Annotated in this window: 19 protein-coding genes and 1 riboswitch; of the genes, 7 read left to right on the forward strand and 12 right to left on the reverse strand. The window is 74.1% G+C overall.

Going from position 1 to position 21,287, the window contains the following annotated elements; all coding sequences use genetic code 11:
• The first annotated feature begins 4 nt into the window (after window positions 1-4).
• Window positions 5-1,216 (forward strand): chromate efflux transporter, encoded by a 1,212-nt coding sequence (chrA, locus tag ACLBXP_RS01680; RefSeq protein ID WP_447666203.1) that lies wholly within the window; start codon window positions 5-7, stop codon window positions 1,214-1,216.
• A 15-nt stretch (window positions 1,217-1,231) separates the two neighbouring features.
• On the opposite strand, the gene ACLBXP_RS01685 is transcribed toward chrA, so the two are convergent.
• The 6 genes from ACLBXP_RS01685 to ACLBXP_RS01710 form a co-directional block, all read right to left on the reverse strand.
• Window positions 1,232-2,173 carry a hypothetical protein gene (locus tag ACLBXP_RS01685; RefSeq protein ID WP_447665785.1) on the reverse strand — a complete coding sequence of 314 codons (942 nt, stop codon included), beginning with the start codon at window positions 2,171-2,173 and terminating at the stop codon, window positions 1,232-1,234.
• Window positions 2,174-2,368: 195 nt separating this feature from the next.
• Window positions 2,369-3,013, reverse strand: coding sequence for an alpha-ketoglutarate-dependent dioxygenase AlkB (locus tag ACLBXP_RS01690; RefSeq protein ID WP_447665786.1), 645 nt, complete (start codon window positions 3,011-3,013; stop codon window positions 2,369-2,371).
• A gap of 17 nt (window positions 3,014-3,030) precedes the next feature.
• Window positions 3,031-3,666, reverse strand: coding sequence for a 2,3-bisphosphoglycerate-dependent phosphoglycerate mutase (locus ACLBXP_RS01695; protein ID WP_447665787.1), 636 nt, complete (start codon window positions 3,664-3,666; stop codon window positions 3,031-3,033).
• 105 nt (window positions 3,667-3,771) lie between these two features.
• Entirely contained in the window at window positions 3,772-4,566 is a 795-nt protein-coding gene (gene dapB / locus ACLBXP_RS01700; protein WP_447665788.1) for a 4-hydroxy-tetrahydrodipicolinate reductase, read from the reverse strand.
• 322 nt (window positions 4,567-4,888) lie between these two features.
• On the reverse strand, window positions 4,889-7,027 hold the full coding sequence (locus tag ACLBXP_RS01705) for a TonB-dependent receptor (RefSeq protein WP_447665789.1): 2,139 nt from the start codon (window positions 7,025-7,027) through the stop codon (window positions 4,889-4,891).
• A gap of 111 nt (window positions 7,028-7,138) precedes the next feature.
• A riboswitch (cobalamin riboswitch) is annotated at window positions 7,139-7,331 on the reverse strand.
• Between the two features lie 87 nt (window positions 7,332-7,418).
• Window positions 7,419-8,741 carry a hypothetical protein gene (locus ACLBXP_RS01710; protein ID WP_447665790.1) on the reverse strand — a complete coding sequence of 441 codons (1,323 nt, stop codon included), beginning with the start codon at window positions 8,739-8,741 and terminating at the stop codon, window positions 7,419-7,421.
• Window positions 8,742-9,092: 351 nt separating this feature from the next.
• Between ACLBXP_RS01710 and ACLBXP_RS01715 the strand changes: the two genes are divergently transcribed.
• Entirely contained in the window at window positions 9,093-9,491 is a 399-nt protein-coding gene (locus ACLBXP_RS01715; RefSeq protein WP_447665791.1) for a DUF3775 domain-containing protein, read from the forward strand.
• Between the two features lie 17 nt (window positions 9,492-9,508).
• Here ACLBXP_RS01715 and ACLBXP_RS01720 read toward each other — a convergent pair whose 3' ends face one another.
• From ACLBXP_RS01720 to ACLBXP_RS01730, 3 genes are all read right to left on the reverse strand, one after another.
• On the reverse strand, window positions 9,509-10,915 hold the full coding sequence (locus ACLBXP_RS01720; protein WP_447665792.1) for an FAD-binding oxidoreductase: 1,407 nt from the start codon (window positions 10,913-10,915) through the stop codon (window positions 9,509-9,511).
• A gap of 73 nt (window positions 10,916-10,988) precedes the next feature.
• Window positions 10,989-11,876 (reverse strand): polysaccharide deacetylase family protein, encoded by an 888-nt coding sequence (locus ACLBXP_RS01725; RefSeq protein WP_447665793.1) that lies wholly within the window; start codon window positions 11,874-11,876, stop codon window positions 10,989-10,991.
• Window positions 11,877-11,880: 4 nt separating this feature from the next.
• Window positions 11,881-12,330 carry a hypothetical protein gene (locus ACLBXP_RS01730; protein ID WP_447665794.1) on the reverse strand — a complete coding sequence of 150 codons (450 nt, stop codon included), beginning with the start codon at window positions 12,328-12,330 and terminating at the stop codon, window positions 11,881-11,883.
• 277 nt (window positions 12,331-12,607) lie between these two features.
• Between ACLBXP_RS01730 and ACLBXP_RS01735 the strand changes: the two genes are divergently transcribed.
• From ACLBXP_RS01735 to ACLBXP_RS01755, 5 genes are all read left to right on the forward strand, one after another.
• Entirely contained in the window at window positions 12,608-12,901 is a 294-nt protein-coding gene (locus ACLBXP_RS01735; protein WP_447665795.1) for a hypothetical protein, read from the forward strand.
• A gap of 24 nt (window positions 12,902-12,925) precedes the next feature.
• Window positions 12,926-13,114, forward strand: coding sequence for a hypothetical protein (locus tag ACLBXP_RS01740; protein WP_447665796.1), 189 nt, complete (start codon window positions 12,926-12,928; stop codon window positions 13,112-13,114).
• Between the two features lie 120 nt (window positions 13,115-13,234).
• On the forward strand, window positions 13,235-15,517 hold the full coding sequence (locus ACLBXP_RS01745) for a sensor histidine kinase (RefSeq protein ID WP_447665797.1): 2,283 nt from the start codon (window positions 13,235-13,237) through the stop codon (window positions 15,515-15,517).
• Window positions 15,514-17,172 carry an ABC transporter substrate-binding protein gene (locus ACLBXP_RS01750; protein ID WP_447665798.1) on the forward strand — a complete coding sequence of 553 codons (1,659 nt, stop codon included), beginning with the start codon at window positions 15,514-15,516 and terminating at the stop codon, window positions 17,170-17,172. The genes ACLBXP_RS01745 and ACLBXP_RS01750 overlap by 4 nt, the downstream gene beginning before the upstream one ends.
• 142 nt (window positions 17,173-17,314) lie before the next feature.
• Window positions 17,315-19,009, forward strand: a complete 1,695-nt coding sequence (locus ACLBXP_RS01755; RefSeq protein ID WP_447665799.1) for a thiamine pyrophosphate-binding protein — start codon at window positions 17,315-17,317, stop codon at window positions 19,007-19,009.
• On the opposite strand, the gene ACLBXP_RS01760 is transcribed toward ACLBXP_RS01755, so the two are convergent.
• The 3 genes from ACLBXP_RS01760 to ACLBXP_RS01770 form a co-directional block, all read right to left on the reverse strand.
• Window positions 18,996-19,463 carry a response regulator gene (locus tag ACLBXP_RS01760; RefSeq protein WP_447665800.1) on the reverse strand — a complete coding sequence of 156 codons (468 nt, stop codon included), beginning with the start codon at window positions 19,461-19,463 and terminating at the stop codon, window positions 18,996-18,998. The two genes, ACLBXP_RS01755 and ACLBXP_RS01760, sit on opposite strands and share 14 nt — an antisense overlap.
• Before the next feature lie 246 nt (window positions 19,464-19,709).
• A complete protein-coding gene (locus ACLBXP_RS01765) occupies window positions 19,710-20,573 on the reverse strand; it encodes a branched-chain amino acid aminotransferase (protein WP_447665801.1) in 864 nt (287 codons plus the stop codon).
• A gap of 17 nt (window positions 20,574-20,590) precedes the next feature.
• Window positions 20,591-21,046: a cupin domain-containing protein gene (locus ACLBXP_RS01770; RefSeq protein ID WP_447665802.1), complete on the reverse strand. Its 456-nt coding sequence runs from the start codon at window positions 21,044-21,046 to the stop codon at window positions 20,591-20,593.
• Window positions 21,047-21,287: the final 241 nt, after the last annotated feature.

The following is a 21,287-nucleotide window of genomic DNA, read 5'->3' on the forward strand; positions in this document are numbered from 1 at the left end:
GGCACTGCCGGACGGGGCCGGCCCCGCGCTCCGGACACCGCCCGGACGGCCGGCCGAAGTCTTCGGCGCCTTCCTGAGGCTCGGGCTGACGGCCTTCGGCGGCCCCGTCGCCCATCTCGGCTACTTCCGCGAGGCGTTCGTGATCCGGCGGCGCTGGTTCGACGAGGCGGCCTACGCCGACATCGTCGCCCTGTGCCAGTTCCTGCCGGGGCCCGCCTCCAGCCAGGTCGGGCTGGCGATCGGGCTGCTGCGGGCGGGCCCGCTCGGGGCGCTCGCCGCCTGGACGGCCTTCACGCTGCCCTCCGCCCTCCTCCTCACCCTGTTCGCCTTCGGCGTCGCGGGGGCAGGGACCGAGCTGGGGGCCGGCTGGCTGCACGGGCTGAAGGCCGTGGCGGCCGCCGTGGTGGCGCAGGCCGTGGTCGGCATGGCCCGCAGCCTCGCCCCGGACTGGCCCCGCCGCGGCCTCGCCCTCGCGGCGGCCGCGGTGGCCCTCGCCGCGCCCGGGCCCGGCGGGCAGGTCGGCGCGCTCCTCCTCGGCGTCGCGGCGGGCCTCGCCCTGTACCGGAACGCCCCGGTGCCCGACGCCGGCGCAACGCCGCCGGCCCCGATCGGCCGGCGCACGGCGCTGGCCTGCCTCGCCCTGTGCGCCGCGCTGCTCGTCGGCCTGCCGCTGCTGGCGGCGCTCCACCCCAGCCCGCCCCTGCGCCTCGCGGAGGCCATGGTCCGGGGCGGCGCGCTGGTGTTCGGGGGCGGCCACGTGGTGCTGCCGCTGCTGCAATCCGCGATGGTGCCGGGCTTCGTCTCGAACGACGTGTTCCTGGCGGGCTACGGGGCCGCGCAGGCGGTGCCGGGCCCGCTCTTCACCCTCGCGGCCTACCTGGGCGCCGCCTCGGGCGCCCTGCCGAGCGGCTGGGCCGGCGCGGCCCTGGCGCTCCTGGCGATCTTCCTGCCCTCGGCGCTGCTGGTGTTCGGCGCCCTGCCGTTCTGGGCCGGCCTCCGGGGGAACCGGCGGGCGCGGGCGGCGCTCACCGGCGTCAACGCGGCGGTGGTGGGCCTCCTGCTGGCCGCCCTCTGGACGCCCGTGCTGACGGCGGGCATCCGCGGGCCGGCCGACGCGCTCCTGGCGGGCCTCGCCTATCTGGCGCTGACGCGCCTGCGGGCGCCGCCCTGGCTGGTGGTCGGCCTCGGGGCGCTCGCGGGGGCCGCCCTCGGCTGAGGTTGCCTCGGCCCGCTACTTCACCTGCACGCTGTCGATCACCTGCCGGAACTTCGCGAGCGTGCCCTCGCGCTGGTCCTCGCGCACCACGCCGACCGCGCGCAGGTAGCCGTCCGGGGCGAAGCGGATCGTCTGCGAGACGACCACGGGCGTGTTCGTCGGCAGGTCGATGGCCCGGGCCACGATCTCGTGCCAGTCGACGCCGTTCTGGCGGTAGCTCTGGGCGCGCTCGATCGCGAAGTCCTTCATGGTCTGGTTCGCGTAGAGGGCGGCGCGCGCGAAGGCGTCCCGCTGCTCGGCGGTCGGCGGCGGCTGCACCGCCTGGGCGAGCACCAGGATCGGCTGCTCCAGGCTCGTCATCTGGTCCTTCGGGCCGTCGGTCAGCAGCACCGAGTTGCCGGCGAGCACCCGCACCGGCCGGAAGCCGGACGGGTCGCCGATGCGGAAGGGCAGGGCCTCCACCTGCTGCTCCAGGCTCAGGGCCGGGCGGATGGTGACCCCCGTGACGAGGGCCCGCATGCTCTTCTCGGTCTCGGCGTCGGGGAGCGCCTGGGCGATGATCAGGCCCGTCACCGTGGGGTCGCCGACGAGGAGGAGCCACTTCTTGATGGCGGGCCCCGGCGTGTCGCCCTGCGGCGGCTGCTCGCCGGTGAAGAGCAGGCCCTCCGCGTCGCCGATCTTCACGGCCTCGCGCGACTCGACCTGCAGGCCCTGGCTGCGCAGGTTGTCGTCGGTGAAGTTTTTGACGAGGTCGGCGAAGGCGGCCGGGGGCAGCTCGACCACCGAGAGCGTGGCCCCGCCCTCCTTGCGCTCGAAGCCGGAGAAGCGCCGCGAGGGCGCCATGTCCGCCGGCGGCTCGAAGCCGAAGCGGGACCCGGCCGGATAGACCGGCTCCGCCGCCGCCGCGCCGCCGGTGAGGAGCGCGAGCCAGACCATCGTGACGTGCCGCAACCGCATCGGACTCGCTTCCCCGTTCTGCCTGGCCGCACCGCCGGAGCGCCCGGCCGGATGCGATGCGTCGGCCCGGGTGGCTCCGCTGTCAAGCGGCCCCGAGAGCGCTCGCCGCCGAAGTGGAGGCCGGTTCGGTGCAAGAGAGCGCGCGAAAACAAGGACTTGGAGCCGCACCCGGTCGCAGCGCGATCGGGTGCTGCCCTAAGGGATCGTGATCCGGCGCAAGGTGAGGTTGCATCGCCAGCCCGGCGCCAGGAAGGCCGGCGCGCCGGTCTCCCCGAAGAGGTCGTCCCCGGGCGCGAGGATGCGGTCGACCCCGTGATGGATCAGCCGGGACGGGCCGCCCATCACCAGCGCGTCGCCGGCCTGCAGGCGCACCGAGCGAGTCGGGTCGCCGCGCCGCAGGCCGCCGTAGCGGAACAGGGCGGAGGCGCCGAGCGACAGGGAGAGCACGGGCGCGTCGAGATCCTGCTCGTCCCGGTCCTGGTGGAGGCCCATCCGGGCCCCTGGGTCGTAGAGGTTGATCAGGCAGGCCTCCGGCGGGGCCGGGTAGGCGGCGAGCCGCGCCCAGGCCGCGCGGGCCGTGGCGGGGATGTCGGGCCAGGGCGCTCCGGTCGCGGGATGGTGCGGCTGGTAGCGGTATCCGCCCTCGTCCGAGACCCAGCCGAGGGGGCCGGCATTCGACATCCGCACGGAGAACGGCCGCCCGGTCCGCGGCATCCGGGGCGTGAATGGGGGGCTTGCGGCGAGCACGGCCTCCACCTCCGCGGCAAGCCGCGCCCGGGCCGCCGCGTCGAGGAAACCCGGATGGTGGATGAGGCCCGGCGCGAGCGCGACGCCCGCCATCCCTGCGGTCTCCCGCCTCAATCCTGGTCGATGTCGCGCTCCAGCACCGCCTTCATGGCCACCGTGGTGTCGGCCTTGAGGCGGTAGACCAGGGGCACGCCGGTGGCGATCTCGAGGCCCGCGATGGTGGTGGTGTTCATCCGGTCGAGCACCATCACGAGGGCGCGCAGCGAGTTGCCGTGGGCCGCCACGAGCACCCGGTCGCCCGCCATCACGCGGGGCAGGATGGTCTCGATGTAGTAGGGCAGGACCCGGGCGGCGGTGTCCTTCAGGCTCTCGCCCCCGGGGGGCGGCACGTCGTAGGAGCGGCGCCAGACGTGGATCTGCTCGGCGCCCCAGCGCTCGCGGGCATCGTCCTTGTTGAGCCCTGAGAGGTCGCCGTAGTCGCGCTCGTTGAGGGCCGCGGAGCGGACCACCTCGATATCCCCGATGTCCATCTCGCCGAGCATCAGCGCGCAGGTGCGCTGGGCGCGCTTCAGGTTCGAGGTGTAGGCAACGTCGAAGCCGTAGCCCTGCTCCTTCAGCCAGCGGCCGGCCTTGCGGGCCTCCTCGACGCCGAGGTCCGTCAGGTCCGGGTCGCGCCAGCCCGTGAACAGCTTCTTGAGGTTCCACTCGCTCTGGCCGTGGCGAGCGAGGACGAGCAGGCGCTCCATCGCGATGCGTTCCTTGGTCTGGCGTGCGCCCGCCCGGGCGGGCGGGGCGGGCAGGTTCGGATGCCTCGTAGCAGAGGCGCCCGGGGCGCTGAAGCTTGGGCGGAGTTACAGCCCGAGCACGTCTGTCATACCGTAGAGGCCGGGGGGCCTGGGATGCGCCCATTGGGCGGCCTTGACGGCACCGCGGGCGAAGATCCCGCGATCCTCGGCGTGGTGCGCGAGGGTGATGCGCTCGCCCGGCCCCGCGAAGACCACGCTGTGGTCGCCGACGACGCTGCCGCCCCGCAGCGTCGCGAAGCCGATGTCGCCGGGCCGGCGCGCCCCGGTATGGCCGTCGCGGGTGGAGACGCGCACCTCGGGCAGGCTTACCCCGCGCCCCTCCGCCGCCGCCTCGCCGAGGAGCAGCGCGGTGCCGGAGGGCGCATCGACCTTCATGCGGTGGTGCATCTCGACGATCTCGATGTCGAACTCCTCGCCGAGCGCCGCGGCCACCTTCTGCACGAGGCTCGCGAGCAGGTTCACGCCCAGCGACATGTTGCCCGAGCGCACGATGCGGGCGTGGAAGGCCGCGGCCCGGAGCCGGGCGAGGTCGTCCTCGGACAGGCCCGTGGTGCCGACGACGTGGACGATGCGGGCCTGCGCGGCGAGCTCGGCGAAGAACACGGTGGCGGCCGGCGTCGTGAAGTCGAGGACGCCCTCGGCCGCGGCGAAGACGGGCAGCGGATCGTCGGTGACGGCAACGCCCAGGGGGGCGATCCCCGCGAGCGTCCCGGCATCCTGCCCGAGGGCGGGCGAGCCCTCGCGCTCGATGGCGCCCGCCAGCGTGCAGCCGTTCTCGACCACCGCGCGGATCAGCATCCGCCCCATGCGCCCGTCGGCGCCGACCACCACGAGCCGCATCGATCGCTCTCCTTCGTGGCGCGGGGTACAGGCTCGGAGGAGGGCTGCCAAGTCGGCAGAAGTCGGCACCGGGGCTCCGGGTTCGGCTCGACGCCGGGCCACCGCCGCCCCGGTCCGCCCCCGCCGTCATTCCGGGACCGCGCAGCGGAGCCCGGAATCCAGACCCGCCGAGGCGGCAGGACGAGGCGGCGTCGGCGGGTCTGGATCCCGGGCTCGCCTGCGGCGCCCCGGGATGACGCCGTGCTGGTCACAAGGCGTCCCGCTGAGCCTCGGGCCTCGTTGACCCGGGTTCGGAGCCCTGAACGCGGCGCTGCCCCGCGGCTCAGAACCGGCCGGCGAGCGTCAGCCGCACGGCGGTCGGCTCGACGGGGTGGAAGTGCCGGTCCGCCACGCCCTCCGCGGGCTCGCCGGGCAGGCGGGACGCGTAGAAGTAGGTGATCTGGTCGGCCTTGGCGTTCGTCAGGTTCAGCACGTCGAGGGACAGGCTGACCCCGTTCTCGAAATTGTAGCCGACGCGCCCGTTCACGAGGGCGGTGGGGCGCGAGCGCACCGTGTTGTCCTCGATCAGGGGGCGCGGCCCGAAGTAGCGGAAGCGCAGGCTGCCGAACCAGCCGAGGCCTTCCCCGAAGGTGACGCCGGCCGAGGCGATGGTGGTCGGCGCATCCGGCACCCGGTTGCCCGCGGGGTCGTAGTCCGAGAAGCGGGCGTTGGTGATCGTCAGGTCGCCTTCGAGCCGCAGCCAGGGCGTCACCGCGTAGCGGTTCGTCCACTCGACGCCGAAGCGGCGGGTCGGGCGGCTCGGCTCGGTGGTGCCGGTGTCGCCCTGGAACAGGTTCTCGGAGGCGAAGTCGAGCCGGAACAGCGCGACGGCGGTCTCGAGCCCCGCGATGCTGCGGTTGCGGATGCCGACCTCGTAGCCCGTCGAGGGCACCAGGAAGGGCGAGCGGGCGATGTTGAAGAGCGGGCTCGCCGGGTCGACGGTGGCCACGACGCCGCGCACGTCGTTCGAGTGGAAGCCGCCGCCGTAGTTCACGTAGAATTCGGTGTCGAACCAGGGCCCCAGGACGAGCCCAAGCTTCGGGTTGACGATGCCGTCGCGGGCCCGGCCCGAATTGGCCGGCGTGTCGGAGCGGACGTCGGCGTAGTAGGCGTCCGCGCGGAAGCCGACGCTGGTGCGCAGCCAGTCGGTCCAGCGCAGCCGGTTCTCGTAGTAGAAGGCCGCGCTCGCCTCGAGCACCCGGTCGTCGAGGACGGTCGAGCGGTACTGACGCGCGGCGGTGTTGAACAGGCCGACGCGGATGTCGTCGGTGCGGGTCTGGAAGCCGATCTCGTTCTCCATGGGCAGGCCGAACAGGCTGCCCAGGACGGTGCGGGAGACCTCGCCCCCGCCGAGCACCCGGTTGTCCCGCTGGCGGAACTGGTCGCCGTTGACGGGGTCGTTCAGGAAATACGTGAAGTTGTTCCAGAGGTTCATGTCGTAGCGGATCACGTAGGCGCTCGCCCGGGTGATCCCGCCCGCATCCGACTGGCTCCAGCGGCCCGAGAGGGAGAAGCGCCCGGTGTTGCCACCATCCGTTGGGTCGAGGGTGCCGTAGCGGCCGAGGATGCCCTCCGCGACCGCGCGCTCGGGGATCTGGTTCGTCGCGTTCCACTTGGCCCAGTAGGCCATACCGGTGAGCGAGAAGCCGTCGGCCGCCGTGCCCTGGCTGTAGCGGACGACGCCGTTGAGCTTGGCCAGGCGATCCGGCACGGCCCAGGGGCCGTCGTAGGTCTGCGCCTCGCCGGCGACCAGCAGGGTGCCGGCGCCGAGCGGCATCGAGGCCATCGAGAGCGCCCGCTTGTAGCCGAAGGAGCCGAGCGTGGTGAGCGCCACGTTCCGGGCCAGCGTGTCGAGGTAGTCGATCCGCACGGAGCCCGCGGAGGCGAAGTCGCCGTCGCGGACGAAGTAGGGCCCCTTGTGGAACTCCACCGCGCCGACGAGCTCGGGGATCAGGAAGTTGATGTCGGCATAGCCCTGGGCATGGGCGTTCGTGCGCATGTTGACGGGCATGCCGTCGACGCTGATCGCGAGGTCGGTGCCGTGGTCGAGGTTGAACCCGCGCAGGAAGAACTGGTTGGCCTTCCCCTCGCCGGAGTGCTGCGTGACGATGAGGCCGGGCACCGCCTCCAGCACCTCGCCGGGGCGCGTCACCGGCCGGCTGTTGACCTCGGCGCCCGTGACGACGCCCGCGCTCGCGGCCTCCACCGTCCGCAGGGCGCCGCCGATCCCGGAGACGCCGCCGACGTAGCCGGCGCTGGCCGCCGGGAGGCCGCCCGCAGGCGCAGTCGCCGGGGCGGCGGTCTCGGTGGTCACCGAGATCTCGGAGAGGGTGGCCTCGGCCGCGGGCTGCGCGGCGGCAGGCGCGGAGAGGCCGGCCGCGCAGGCGAGCAGGGCGAGGCGTCGTCGGGCAGGGGGTGACACGCGGGGGGACCTCGGGCAACGGCTGTGGCACGTCACCGCGAACGAGGCCGGGCTGCCGCGGCGTGCGGACGGCTCGGCACCCGCCAGGACACCCCGCCCGGCGCGCATCGCGTGTGACCACGGCTGACGGCAGGTCTCCTGGCTCGCGGGTCGCGGCCCCTCATCGTCTTCCCAGGCGCAAGCCCAGTGACGTGCTGATGGGGGCTCGCCGCTCACAGTTGCGGGGGCAGCCGCGGAATCGGGGTCGCCCCCTCACCGCATTCCCTATTGATCCCTCACGGGAACCGTCGGGACGGAGGCTAGGCCGCCGGGCGCGGCGCGGTCAACGCGGGGCGCGGCGCCCGGCGCGAATCCCGGGGGAGCGCGGCAGACGGGCCACGGTCGGAGCCGTTCAGCGGCTCCCCACGGGGCGCACGCTCCAGGTCGCCCAGTAGATCGGGCGGCCGTAGAGGTTCGAGATGGTCGTGCCGTCGACGCGGGGCGCCGTGCGGTCGAGCCAGGTCAGGAAGCCGGCCTTCACCGAGTACAGGCCCGGCGTGTCGAGGTTGCCGTAGCGGTCGGTCATCCAGTAATGCGCCGCCCGGCCGTAGCGGCCGCCGCCGTCGCCGCCAGCGCGCAGGCCGAGATAGGTCGGCGAGCGCATCGCCGCCCGGGGCTCGGCGTACCAGGTGAGCCCCGCGATCGCGCCCACCGACAGGTCGGTGGTGTATTGCAGGCAGAGGTCCGAGATGGGGCCGCCCGGCGCGTTGGCGGGGCGGTTGCAGGTGTAGGACACGACCCAGCGGTCCATGCCCTTGGCCTTGCCCACCCGCACGAAGATGCCGGGCGGCAGCGGCTCGGCGATGGTCCGGGGCAGCGACCAGACCCGCTCGGCCGAGAGGTCGCGGCTGGTGCGCAGGTAGAGCGCCGTGCGCTGCTTGAGGGGCGCCTCGTTGCAATCCTCCGGCATCACGTCGGTGTAGAAGTAGTGGTAGGTCTGGTCGACGACGCTGATCGACCCTGAGAGGCCTTGCGTGGCGCCCGCCGCCCCGGGGCAGTTGCCGATGAGGGGGCGCCCGGCCTCGTCGAGCACGGCGGTCGGGCTCGGGTTCTCGGGCGCCTTGCTCTCGCGGCCCTTGCGCCGGCGCCGGTCGTCCTCCGCGTCGGGCGCCTCGCCGAAGGGGGCCCAGGCGATGCCGTAGCCCTCCGCGCCCCGGCTGCGGATCTCGTAATGCTCGAAGTCGTAGGTCCGGGCGAGGATCTGCACGCGCCGGTTGCCGGTGTCGCCCCCCGCCACCGCGAGCAGGAAGACGTAGGTGTAGGGGTCGCCCGCCCAGTCGCGGCCCGCCACCGCGATCGGGTTGCGGGGCGCCACGCCCTCGGCCTGCGGCTCGGGCGGCGCAGGCGGCGGCTCCTTGCGGCCCCGGCGCGTGCGGGCCGCCTGACGGCCGGCGGCCTGGGGCGGGGTGCGCTCCGCCTCCCAGAGCCGGGGCGCGCTCGGCGGCATCGTCACGGAGAGCTGCTCGGGCAGCCGCGCGGTCCGCACGGCGCCGCCGTCGCCGGGGTCGGTCGCCCGGCGCGGGGGGCAATCCTCCGCCTGGCGCCGGCCGCGCGGGGCCGCGATCGGCGCCTCGCCCTGGTAGATCACCTGGATCGGGCCGGGCGGCTGCGCGCTGCCGAGCCGCAGGAGCTGCACGGTGCGGGCGAACTCGCAGGGGCGGGGCGTGAAGAACACGCCCTCGGCCTCGGTCCCGTCGCGGCAGATCTCGAGGGCGCCGCCGCCCGTCAGGTAGCAGGCCGGCGTCGTGCCCTCGCCCGATTGCGCCCGGGCCGAGACCGGCAGGTCCGGCGTCAGCAGCGCCGCGGCGAGGAGCGCCGGCCCGCCGAGGCGCAGGGCCAGGGTGCCGGGGCGGGCGGGACGGGCGGGGGGAGGGGGGAACGGACGGACACGCCGTGGCAGTTAGCGCCCGCGCACCGATCCGCAAAGGTGTCGGGCTCTGCGCGCCTGCGCGGGGGCCGGCTGCCCACCGAACCGTCCGGCCCCTCGGGTGTTGTCGGTGCTCAAGCACCGTATCAGGAGCCGTTCATGGACATCGCCGTCGACAAGGTCACCGAGATCATCCTCCGCGTGCGGGCGATCGACGTGAAGGAGGGCCCGACGGACCCGGATTCCGGCTCGAACCCCATCGACGACGGCGCCACCGACGTCCTCGTCGGCGGCACCGACGACGCGACCGAGAGCGAGCTGCGCAGCATGATCGGCGGCCTCAACGACGACGAGCGCGCCAGCCTGCTGGCGCTCCTCTACGTCGGCCGCGGCGACATGGAGCCGGAGGAATGGTCGGATGCGGTGCGCTTCGCCCGCGAGCGCGAGGCGGCCGGCGAGGGCGCGATGCGCGAGATCCTCGGCACCCCGGATGCCGGCGACCTCCTCGACGAGGGCCTCGCCGCGCTGGGCATCACGCCGGACCTGCCGCAGGCCTGAGGCCGCGGGGCGCCCCCCTACAGCATCGCCCCGGCGTTCATCACGCCGTCGGGGTCGATGCCGCGCTTGACCGCGCCCATCAGCGCGCGCCGAGCCTCGTCGGTGTAGCGCACGAGCAGGTCGCGCTTGAAGCGGCCGATGCCGTACTCGGCGCTGAAGCTGCCGCCCAGCGCGATCGCCGCCCCGTAGAGCTCGTGGGCGAGGCCGGCCTCGATGCGGCGGGTGAAGGCGAGCCGGTCCTCCCCGGGCGGCACCACGAGGTTGTAGTGGATGTTGCCGTCGCCGACGTGCCCGTAGAACGACAGGCGCAGCCCGGGCTCCGCGCGCGCTAGGATCTCGGCGCCGCGCGCCAGGTAGGCCGACACGGCCGAGACCGGCACCGCGATGTCGTGCTTCACCGAGCCGCCGGCATGCTTCTCGCCCTCGGGAATGGTCTCGCGGATCGTCCACATCTCCCGGCGCTGGCGCTCGGACTGGGCCAGCACCGCATCCTCGACGTGGCCCGCCTCCATCAGGGCCTCCAGGGTCCCGGTCAGGAGGTCGTCGAGGGGGATGCGCGCCGAGGAGGCGGACAGCTCCAGGAGCACCGCGCCGCCGGGGCCGGCCGTGAGGCCGATCGCGCTGCCGCGCATCTCCGCCACGAGGGCGAGGGAGGAGGCGGAGATCAGCTCGAAGGTGGAGGCGAGGTCCGAGGTCTCCCGGCGCACGATCGCGGCGACCTCCGGGATCGGCGCGCCGGCGGCGAGCTGCATCCAGGCGGTGGCCCGGTGGCCTTGCGCCGGCCACAGCTTCAGCACCACGCCGGTGACGATGCCGAGGGTCCCCTCGGCGCCGACGAAGAGCTGCTTCGGGTCGGTGCCGACGTTGTTCTTGCGCAGGGCGCCCATGTCCGAGAACAGGCTGCCGTCCGGCAGCACCACCTCGAGGCCGAGCACGAGGTCGCGGGTCATGCCGTAGCGCAGGACCTGAAGGCCGCCCGCGTTGGTCCCGACATTGCCGCCGAGGCGGCAGCTCCCCTCCGCGCCGAGGCTGAGGGGCAGGAGGCAGCCCTGCGCGGCCGCCGCGCCCTGCGCCTCGGCGAGGATGACGCCCGCGTCGCACGAGAGGGTGAAGCCGAGGGGATCGACGGCGCGGATGCGCGTCATCCGCTCCAGGCTCACCACGAGCTGCCGGCGCCCGGGCTCGGGCGTCGCCCCGCCGACGTAGCCGGTGTTGCCCCCCTGCGGCACGAGGCCGAAGCCGTGGGCGCGGGCGAGCCGCACCAGCCCCTGCACGGCCTCCACCGAGCGGGGCCGCAGGACCGCCGGGGTCTCGCCCACCATGAGCGCGCGCTGGTCGTGGATGTAGGGCGCGACCTCCCCGGGCGCGGTCAGCACGCCGCCGGCGCCCAGGAGATCGCGGAAGGCATCGAGGGCATCGGTCATGGGCGGTCCCTCCGGGGGCGCGGATCGGCTTTTCCGATCCTTTAGCGCATTCCGAACGCCCGGCGCCCCTCCGTCAGTCGGAGACGAGGCCCGGCGGCAGCGCGATCGCGTGGTCGGCGATGGCGCCGGCCGTGGTGAGCCAGACCGCCTCGCGCCGGGCCGCGACGTGCGCGAGCGCCCGGCGCAGGGGACGCAGGCGGTGGGGCTGGCCGACGATGTAGGGGTGCAGCGCGATGCCCATCACCAGGGGGGCCGCCTGCGCCTGCGCCAGCATCTCGTCGAAGGCGTCGACGATCATGTCCGCGAAGTCGGTGGCGGAATCCTTGCGGGCGACGATGGCCGGGATGTCGTTCAGCTCCTGCGGGTAGGGCACCGAGAGGATGCGCCCGCCGCCGCGGGTGGCGAACCAGACCGGCTGGTCGTCGTGGGCCCAGTCGAGGAGGTAGCGGTAGCCGGCCTCGGCCAGCAGGTCCGGCGTCACCCGCGACTGGGAGATCCAGGGGCCGAGCCAGCCCGCGGGCGCGCGGCCCTCCGCGCGGGCGATGACCTCCGTCGCCTCCGCGATGAGCGCCCGCTCCTCGGCCTCCGGGAGGGTGCCCTGGCGCTCGGCGTTGCTGCGGCCGTGGCCCACCACCTCGTGGCCGCGGGCCCGCACCCGTTCCATCAGGCCGGGGCAGTCCGCGTAGAGCCGGCTGTTGGCCAGCACCGAGGCCGGCAGGCCGAGCTCCGCGAACAGGTCGAGCAGGCGGTCCGCCCCGACCCGGTTGCCCCAGTCGCGCCAGGCGTAGTTCAGCACGTCGGGCTGCGGGCCCCCGGGGGCGAGCTCCGCCCCGAGACCCTCGCCGAACGCGAAGGTCTCCAGGTTGAGGCCGACATAGACCGCGAGGCGCCGGCCCCCCGGCCAGTCGTAGACCGGGCGTTGGCTGAGCGCGCTGTAGCGGTAGCGGCCGTGGCCCGTCACCGCGCTACTGCGCCTTCGGGGCGGGTGCCGGGGCGGGTGCCTCGCCCGCCGGGGGCGGGATCTCGCCGGAGCGCTTCGGGCCGTCCGCCCCGGGGGCGTCGGCGACCGGCATGAGCACGTTCTTGGCGATGTTGCCCTCGGGCCCGTACTCGCCCGCGACCGCGAGGCAGGACTGCTCGCGGTGGAGGGCCATGTTGTTCGACATCAGCGCGAACATGGTCTGGACCCGGTTGCCGAAGGGACCGCGGGGGGCGACGTCCTCGGCGCGGGTGTTCTGCTTGGCGAGCAGCGCCTCGAACTGCTCGGTGCCGATGCGATAGCCGCAGACGTTCGAGGCCGCGAAGATGTAGGCGGCGAATTCGAGGGCCCGGGGGGCCGGGGCGTTGCGGATCTGGGCGGCGGCCGGGCCGGCTGCGAGCAGGGCCGCGGCGGCGAGGGCGGTGAGGAGACGCATCCTGAGGATTCCTTCCGTGGGCCGGCCTCTCGGGGCGCGGCGCCCGGCTCGGGCCGTTGACGCGCCGAGATAGCTCACCCGCGCCGGGACGCCAGGGGCGACCGGCGCGCGGCGGCGTCGCAGGCGGATTGTTGCGTCGCGCGGGGGCGGACGCAACACAAGCGCCAGGATCACCGGATCCCGGGATCTGCGACGCAAAACGCCGGACATGCGCACCCCCTAGGGGATGCACCGGGGACGGCCGGGGCGATGAGCCGGGCGGCCGCGAGGGAATGTCATGGGACTGTTCGTCAAGATCGGCGCCGCGAGCGCCGTCATCGCCGCCGGCCTGTCGGGGGCCCTGATCTCGACGGGCTCGGAGCCCGCCTCCGCCGCCGCCGCGCCCGCTCCCGCGGTGGCTGCGCCGATGCCGGCGGCCTGCGCGCCCGCGGCGTGGCCCTACGGCGGAGCCGGCTGCGCGCCCCGCCCCGTCCGGGTGATCGCCCTCACCGAGACGGCCCCCGCGGTGGCGCAGGCTGCGCGCCCGGCGCTCCGCCCCGTTTCCAGCCCTGCCCCGAAGGCCGCGCGCTGATCCGCCCCGACCGGGAGCCGAACCATGTCCCACTTCTCAGCCGAGGCCCTCGCGGGCGACCCCGAGACCCTGAAGGCCCTGCGCAGGCATCTGCAGGGTGATGCGGCGCCACGCCTGCTGCCGAGCCTCGCCGAGCGGTTCGGCACGGCGAAGAAGCCCGAGCCGCGCCCGGCGGCCGCTCCCCCGGGCCTGCCGTTCGTTCGGGCCGCGTAAGCCGGCGGATGCGCCGAAGCGGCTCGCAGGCCGGGAGCGCTTGCCCACTCCGCGCGAGCCACTATCCTGCCGCGACAGATCCGGCCTGACCTCTCGGCGGGGTTGTGGGGCGGAGCGCAGATGCGGGTCGGCCGAAAGATAGTTCTCGTCGGCGGCGTCCCGATCCTGATCGCGGCCGCCATCGCGCTGGCGGGCGGGCTCCTCCTCGCGCAGGCGGAGCGCGCCCGCGGCGGTGCCGTGACCGCGGGGCGGGTCGACCGGGTGCTGGCCCTGGCCCGCCTCGTGCGCGACGACTACGTCGCCGCCCGCGCCCCGGACCGGGCGGCCCATGCGGACCGGTTCCGGGCCCTCACCGCGGAGGCGGCCGCCGGGCTCGACGCGCTCCGGGGCTATGCCCGCACCGCCGAGCAGGCCGCCCGCATCGAGGCCGCCCGAAGCGCCCTCGTCCGCACCATCGCCCGGATGACCGACTTCATCCGGCTCGCCCGCGAGAACGACGGCCTCGTGTCCGAGATGGCCACCCGCGCCGAGACCCTGATCACCCTCGCCGACCGGGCCCGCACCCGCCAGCAGGCCTCCAACGCCGACCTCGTGCGGGCGCTGAGCGCCAAGGTGGAACGCCTGAGCGCCATCCGGGGAGTCATCGCGGGCATCAACAGCCTGCGGGCCACCTCCGCCGAGATCGCCCTCGGCCGGGCCAGGACCGCCGCGACCGCCGATGCGACCGCCCCGGCCGCGGCGGCGCTCGCCGCCCAGCTCGCCGCCACCGGCCGCGGCCTCGCGGCGGCGCTGCGCGAGCAGGGCCGCCCCCGCGAGGCCGCCGAACTCGACGCCCTGGCAGCCGGGGGCGCGACGGACGCCCTCGACGCCTGGGGGGAGCGCCTCCTGAAGATCGACGCCTCGGGCCAGCGCACCCTTCACGACGAGGTGGCCCAGCTCCTCACCTACGCGGTGGAGGCGAACGAGACCGAGCAGGCCACGCAGAACATCGCGGTGACGACGCTCCGCCTCGGCCAGACCACCGCGGACGCGCTGGCCCGGCGCGACCCGACCCGGGCCGAGGCGATGCTGCGCGAGGGCGAGCGCCTCTCCGAGAAGGCCGCCGCGCTGCCGATCTCGCCCCTGATCCAGGCCGAGATGGTCGATGCCATCGACGGCTGGCGCAAGCGCCTGACGACCACCATCGCGGGGCTCAAGCGCCAGAACGAGATGATCGCCGACATGGACGGCCTCGCGGGCGCCATGAGCGCCAGCGCGCAGGCCCTGAACGAGGCCTTCGTGGGCGATGCCGAGCGCTTCGGCGCCTCCGTGCGCCAGATCCTGCTCGCCGGCGCGGCGGCGGGCCTGCTCATCGGCAGCCTCGTGGCCCTCGCGGTCGCCCGGTCGATCACCCGGCCCCTGCGCCAGCTCCAGGGGGACATGGTGGCGCTCGCCGCGAACCCCGCCCGCGGCCGGGTGAGCGGCCTGCGCCGCGCGGACGAGCTCGGCGACATCGCCCGCGCCACCGACTTCTTCGTCACCGAGATCGCCCGGCGCGAGAAGGCCCTGCGGCGCGCCAAGGACCAGGCCGACGCCGCGCTCCTCGACCTGCGCCAGGCCCAGGCCGACCTGATCCGGGCCGAGAAGCTCGCCTCCCTGGGCCAGCTCGTCGCCGGGGTGGCGCACGAGATCAACACCCCCCTCGGCCTCGCGCTCACCACCGCGACCGTGGTGCGCGACGAGACCGAGGGGTTTCGCGCGGTGCTCGCCGGGGGGCAGCTCGGCCGGACGCGGCTCACCCACTTCGTGGACCGGGTGGAGGAGGGAGCGGCGCTGCTCTGCGCCAACCTCGGCCGCGCGGCGGACCTCGTCCACGGCTTCAAGCAGGTGGCGGTGGACAGGGCGAGCGACGAGACCCGCACCTTCCGCCTGGACGCCTGGCTGGACGCGCTCATCGCGAGCCTGAAGCCGCTGCTGCGGCCGGGCGGCCACGCGCTGACCCGCACCTGCCCGGCGCTCGGCGTCGAGACCAATCCGGGGGCGCTCGCGCAGGTGCTCACGAACCTCGTCACCAACGCCGTGGTGCACGGCTTCGAGGCGGGCCGCCCCGGCCACATCCTGATCGCCGCCGAGGCGGAGGCGGACGGCTGGCTGCGCATCACGGTCACGGATGACGGCCGCGGCATCCCGGAGGAGGATCTCGAGCGGATCTTCGATCCCTTCTTCACCACCGCGCGCGCCCGCGGCAGCACGGGGCTCGGCATGCACATCGTCCACAACCTCGTCACGGCCAAGCTCGGCGGACGCATCGCCCTGGAGAGCCGCCCGGGTGCGGGCACCTGCGTGCGCATCGCCTTCCCGGCGGCCTGCACCGTGGAGGCGGCCCCCGGCGAGCGCTCGGCCATGGCGGGAGCGGCCGAATGAGCGCGGCCATGCCGGGGGCGCGGCGCCCCGCACCGTCCCGGCGGCGGGCGGGCTGCGCCCTCGCCGTCGCGGCGCTCCTCGCGCTCCTGCCCGCGGCCGCCTCCGCGAAGACCCTGGTCTTCTGCTCGGAGGGCAACCCCGAGACCCTCGACCCGGCGCTCGCCACGACGACGACGGGGATGAACGTCGCCTGGCAGATGTTCAACACGCTGGTGGAGTTCGCCCCCGGCACCACGGAGATCCGCCCGGCGCTCGCCGAGTCCTGGGCCGTCTCGGCGGATGGCCGCACCTACGATTTCCGCCTGCGGGAGGGCGTGAGCTTCCACGCCAACGCCCGCTTCACACCGAGCCGGACGCTGACCTCGGAGGACGTGCTGTTCTCCTTCCTGCGCCAGTGGAAGCCCGACCATCCGTTCCACGCGGTGCGGGGGGCGAGCTTCGCCTACTTCCACGACCTCGGCCTCGCCGACCTCATCGCCGGGATCGAGGCGCCGGACCCGCGCACCATCCGCTTCCAGCTGCGCGAGCCCGACGCCACGTTCCTGGCCAATCTCGCCCAGGCCTTCGCGGCGATCCATTCGGCCGAGTATGCGGCGACGCTGACGGCGGCGGGGGCGCCGGAGGAACTCGTCACCGCGCCCATCGGGACGGGTCCCTACGCCTTCGCGGCCTACCGGCCGGACGTCACCGTGCGCTATCGGGCCTTCGAGGGCTACTGGCGCCGACCGCAGGCGGCGGAGCCCGGCCTCGCGGCGCTCGATGGCCTCGTCTTCTCGATCACCCCCAACCCGGCGGTGCGGCTCGCCAAGCTCAGGGCGGGCGAGTGCCAGGTCATGGCTTTCCCGGGGCCGGCCGACCGCGCCGCGATCGGCGCGGACCCGGAGCTGCGCCTCGCCGCGATGGCGGAGCTCAACGTCTCCTACCTCGCCTTCAACACGAGCCGCCCGCCCTTCGACGACGCCCGCCTGCGCCGCGCCGTCGGCTTCGCGGTCGACCGGCAGGCGATCGTCGAGGCGGCCTACGGGGCGGCGGCCCTCGTCGCGCGGGGTCCCCTGCCGCCGGGGCTCTGGGCGGCGGATGCCGGCCTGCCCGAGCCCAGCTTCGACCGGGCCGAGGCCCTGCGGCTGCTCGCCGAGGCCGGCCGCGCGGACGGGTTCGCGTTCGACCTGTGGTACCCGCCGGTCAGCCGCCCCTACAACCCGGACGGCCGGCGCGTCGCCGACATGATCCAGGCCGACCTCGCCCGCGTCGGCATCCGCGTCCGGCTCGTCACCGAGCCCTGGAACGCCTTCCGGACGGCGCTGTACGGCGGCGAGCCCACCGCCATGCTGTTCGGGTGGACCGGCGACAACGGCGACCCCGACAACTTCCTCAACGTGCTCCTCGGCTGCAAGGCCGCGGCCCCGGGCGGCGCCAACGTCGCCCGCTGGTGCGACCCCGCCTTCGACGGGCCCGTCCAGGCCGCCCGCCGCACCGGCGACATCGCGGAGCGCACCCGCCTCTACGCGCAGGCGCAGGCCGTCTTCCGGCGCGAGGGCCCCTGGGTGCCGCTCGCCCACACCCTGGTGCACATGGCGCTGCGCCGCTCGGTCGTCGGCTTCCGCATGGATCCGCTGGGCCGCCACCTCTTCGAGGGCGTGACGCTGCGGGAGTAGGCGAAAAGCTCCGTTCACGTTTGGCCGCTACCGTGACGGTCCGGGTCCATCGATGCCCGGACGGCATCGGTTTCGATCGCGGACGGGTGCCGGACAAGGCCGGGATCCGCCGGACACGGGGCCCATCCTGACGGAAGCGCGCATGTCGACCGAGCCCAATCCCTCCGCCGATCCGGCCCGCACCGCCGCGCAGGCCCTCGTGGCGCAGCTCGTCGCGAACGGGGTGCGCCACGCCTTCACGGTGCCGGGCGAGAGCTTCCTCCCGGTGCTCGACGCGCTCTACGAATCCGGGATCACCGTCACGGTCTGCCGGCAGGAGGGGGGCGCCGCCATGATGGCGGAAGCCCACGGCAAGGCGACGGGCGAGCCCGGCATCTGCTTCGTCACCCGCGGGCCCGGCGCCGCGAACGCCGCGGCCGGCATCCACATCGCCCAGCAGGATTCCTCGCCGATGATCCTGTTCGTCGGCCAGATCGAGCGCGGCTACCGCGACCGCGAGGCCTGGCAGGAGGTGGATTACCGCGCGGCCTTCGGACCGATCGCCAAGTGGGCCACCGAGATCGAGCAGGGCGCGCGCGTGCCCGAATACGTCGCCCGCGCCTTCCACACGGCGACGGCGGGCCGCCCCGGCCCGGTGGTGGTGGCCCTGCCGAAGGACATGCTGCGGGACGCCTGCCCCGGACCGCTCGCCCCCGCCTGGACCCCGCTGGAGGTCGCGCCGGGCGCGGAGGAGATGGAGCGCCTGGCCGGGCTGCTGGCCGAGGCCGAGCGCCCGTTCCTCGTCCTCGGCGGCAGCCGCTGGAGCCCGCGGGGCTACGCGGACGTGCGGGCCTTCGCGGAGCGCTTCGACATCCCGGTCGCCACGAGCTACCGGCGCCTGCCGCTGTTCGACCCCCTGCACCCGGCCTATGCGGGCGATCTCGGGCTCGCCGCGAACCCGCGCCTCGTCGCCCGCGCGAAGGAGGCCGACCTCCTGATCGTGCTGGGCGGCCGCCTCGGCGAGGTGCCGAGCCAGGGCTACACGCTCCTCGACATACCGAGCCCGGCGACCCGCCTCGTCCACGTCCACCCGGGCGCTGAGGAGCTCGGCCGGGTCTACGTGCCGCACCTCGCCATCAACGCCGGGCCCAACCGGATGGCGGCGGCGCTGGCCGTCCTGGAGCCGCCGGCGCGCATCCCCTGGGAGGCCGGCACGCGCGCCGCGCACGCCGATTACCTGGCCTGGAGCGAGGCCGCGACGCCTCAACCCGGCCCGGTGAACCTCGGCGCCGTGATGGTGCACCTGCGCGAGGCGCTGCCCGAGGACGCGATTCTCTGCAACGGCGCCGGCAACTATGCGGCCTGGATTCACCGGTTCTTCCGCTTCCGGCGCCTCGGCTCGCACCTCGCGCCGACCTCCGGCTCGATGGGCTACGGCCTGCCCGCCGCCATCGGCGCCCAGCGCCTCCACCCCGACCGCACGGTGGTGTGCCTCGCCGGGGACGGCGACTTCCTGATGAGCGGCCAGGAGTTCGCGACCGCCGTCCAGCACGACCTGCCGATCCTCTGCATCGTCTGCGACAACGCCAGCTACGGCACGATCCGGATGCATCAGGAGCGCGACTTCCCGGGCCGCGTCTCCGCGACCGACCTGAGAAATCCCGACTTCGCTGCCTATGCGCGCGCCTTCGGCGGGTACGGCGCCACCGTGGAGACCACGGAGGCGTTCCCGGAGGCCCTCGCGGCGGCCCGCGCCTCCGGCCTTCCGGCGGTTCTGCACCTCAAGATCTCGACCGACGCCATCGCGCCCGGCACGACGCTGACGGCGATCCGGGAGGCCGCCCTCAGGAGCGGCTGAGCAGGGTCGAGGCCCAGCGCGAGGGGCGCTCGCACGGCGCCCGCTCGAACGCATCGGCGCCGTCCTCGGCCGTCCCGGCGCGCAGCAGGTCGTCGAGCGCCGCGCGGACGCGCTCCTCCGCGTAGGGCTTGGCGAAGAAGTAGTAGCGCCCCCCCTCCGGCAGGTCGCCGAGGTCCGGCCGCACCTTGCCGGAGATCATGATCACCCCGAGCGTCGGCCAGCGCACGTGGATGCAGGCCAGGAGGTGAATGCCGTCGAGGCCGCCCGGCATCTCGATGTCCGTGATGACGGCCCGGATCTCGGGGACCGACTCGAGCAGCATTATGGCCTCGGAGCCGTTCCGGGCCTCGAGCACGTTGCAGCCCGCCTCCATCGCGAGTTCGGCGGCGGCCTGACGGGTGACGGGCTCGTCGTCAGCGACGAGCACGATCGCGCGGTTGCCCGGCTTCGGCATGGTCAGTGTCCGTTCTATGCCGTCGCGTCGCGCCCGCACGAGACCTGAGTTCGAGACCCACTGCCTGAGGCCGGACGAAGATGCAACCTGAAGTCAGATCACCAAGATTGTTCAACCTTGCCTGATCGACCGCCTTAGTGACTGTAAATTTAGTATGTCTCTGCGTAAAGGCAGATTCACTTGACGCTCATGTGAGCGGCTAGGCCTTTGAGTGCAGTTGCCGACCGGATCCTCCGGCTCGCCGCATCATCCGTGCGCGAAGTCCCAGTAGAGCTGGCGCGCGCGGCGATACAGCGGGCCCGGCTCGAACCGTCGCTCGTCGAGCCCGGTGATCGGGGCGACCTTCGCGAAGTTGCCGGCCGTGAACACCTCGTCGGCCGCGAGGAAGTCGTCGTAGGAGAGGGTGGCCTCGACCACCGTGATTCCGGCCCCGCGCAGGAGCGCGATGACGCGGGCCCGGGTGATGCCGGCCAGGAAGGTGCCGTTCGCGACCGGCGTGTGGACCACGCCGTCGCGCCCCAGGAAGGCGTTGGCGTTCGCGAACTCCGCGATGTTGCCCAGCGCGTCGCGCATCAGGCAATTGCCGAAGCCACGCCCATGCGCCTCGATGAGCGCGCGGGTCCCGTTCGGGTAGAGGCAGCCGGCCTTGGCCTCCACGAGGGCGGTTTCGGCGGTGGGACGGCGGAAGGGCGAGAGCGTCGCGCGCACGCCGGAGGGCAGCGGCATCGGCGCGTCGTAGAGGCTGAGGCACCAGTTCGTGCTCGCGGGATCGAAGCGCACGCCGCCGCCGAACCCGTCCTCCGCCCAGTACATCGGGCGGATGTAGAGCTCGGCGTCGCGGGGGAACCGGGCGAGGCCGTCGCACACCAGCTCGGCCCAGCGGCCCTCGGAGACCTTCGGCTCCAGGCCCATGGCGCGCGCCGAGCGGTTGACCCGGGCGAGGTGCCGGTCGAGGTCGGGCGTCACCCCCTCGAAGGCCCGGGCCCCGTCGAACACGGTGGAGCCGAGCCAGGCGCCGTGGGTGCGCGGACCCATCATCCGCACGTTGCCCGGATGCCAGGCGCCCTCGAAGAAGGTCCAGGTCTGCTCGGTCTGCGCCTGCGCGGACATCGGGGCGCCCCTTTGCCTCAGGCGGCTTCGAGGAAGCCGCCGACCGGGCGCGGCGAACGACGCAGCAGGGTCCGTTGCAGCCGGCCGAAGGCCCGGAGCGCGAAGCCGAAGCTCCACGGCAGGGTGCGGCGGCAGAAGGCGACCTTTCGGACGTAGGTCTCGACGTGCCAGTGGCAGACGGCCCCGCGGGGCAGGAACAGCACGTCGCCGGCCCGGAAGGTCCTGGCCGGGCCGTGCCCGTCCGAGATCGTCGCCTCGCCCTCGAGGAAGTAGATCGTCTCGTCGATCTCGTAGTGCCAGTCGAACCGGCCAGCCGTGCAGTCCCAGACCAGGGTGCTGGCGGTGCCGTCGGCGCTGCGGGACAGCGTGGCGTTGCGCGCCTGCGGGCTGCCCTCGCGGATCCAGCTCGGCTCGATCGGCGCGGACCTCAGCTCCACGTTGGTGACGGACGGGATCATCGGCATCGTCGGCATGGTGGTCGGTCGTCCCTCTCGGCAATCTGAGCGGCCGGCATCGTCCGGCGCCTCACGCCTCGTCGTCCTACGCATAGCCGAGAGAGAAATAACTCCGCAACGAATCCCGATAAGCATGCTTAACTGTCGATCTTCGATCAAGAATTGAGAACTAGATAGCTCTAACCGGCAGTTGTTGCCAAATCAGGACGGCGTGGAGCGTTTGCCGTCTCATGCGGGGACGCTCGGGTTTGGGATGTGC

The sequence above is a fragment of the Methylobacterium sp. A54F genome (assembly GCF_053346035.1).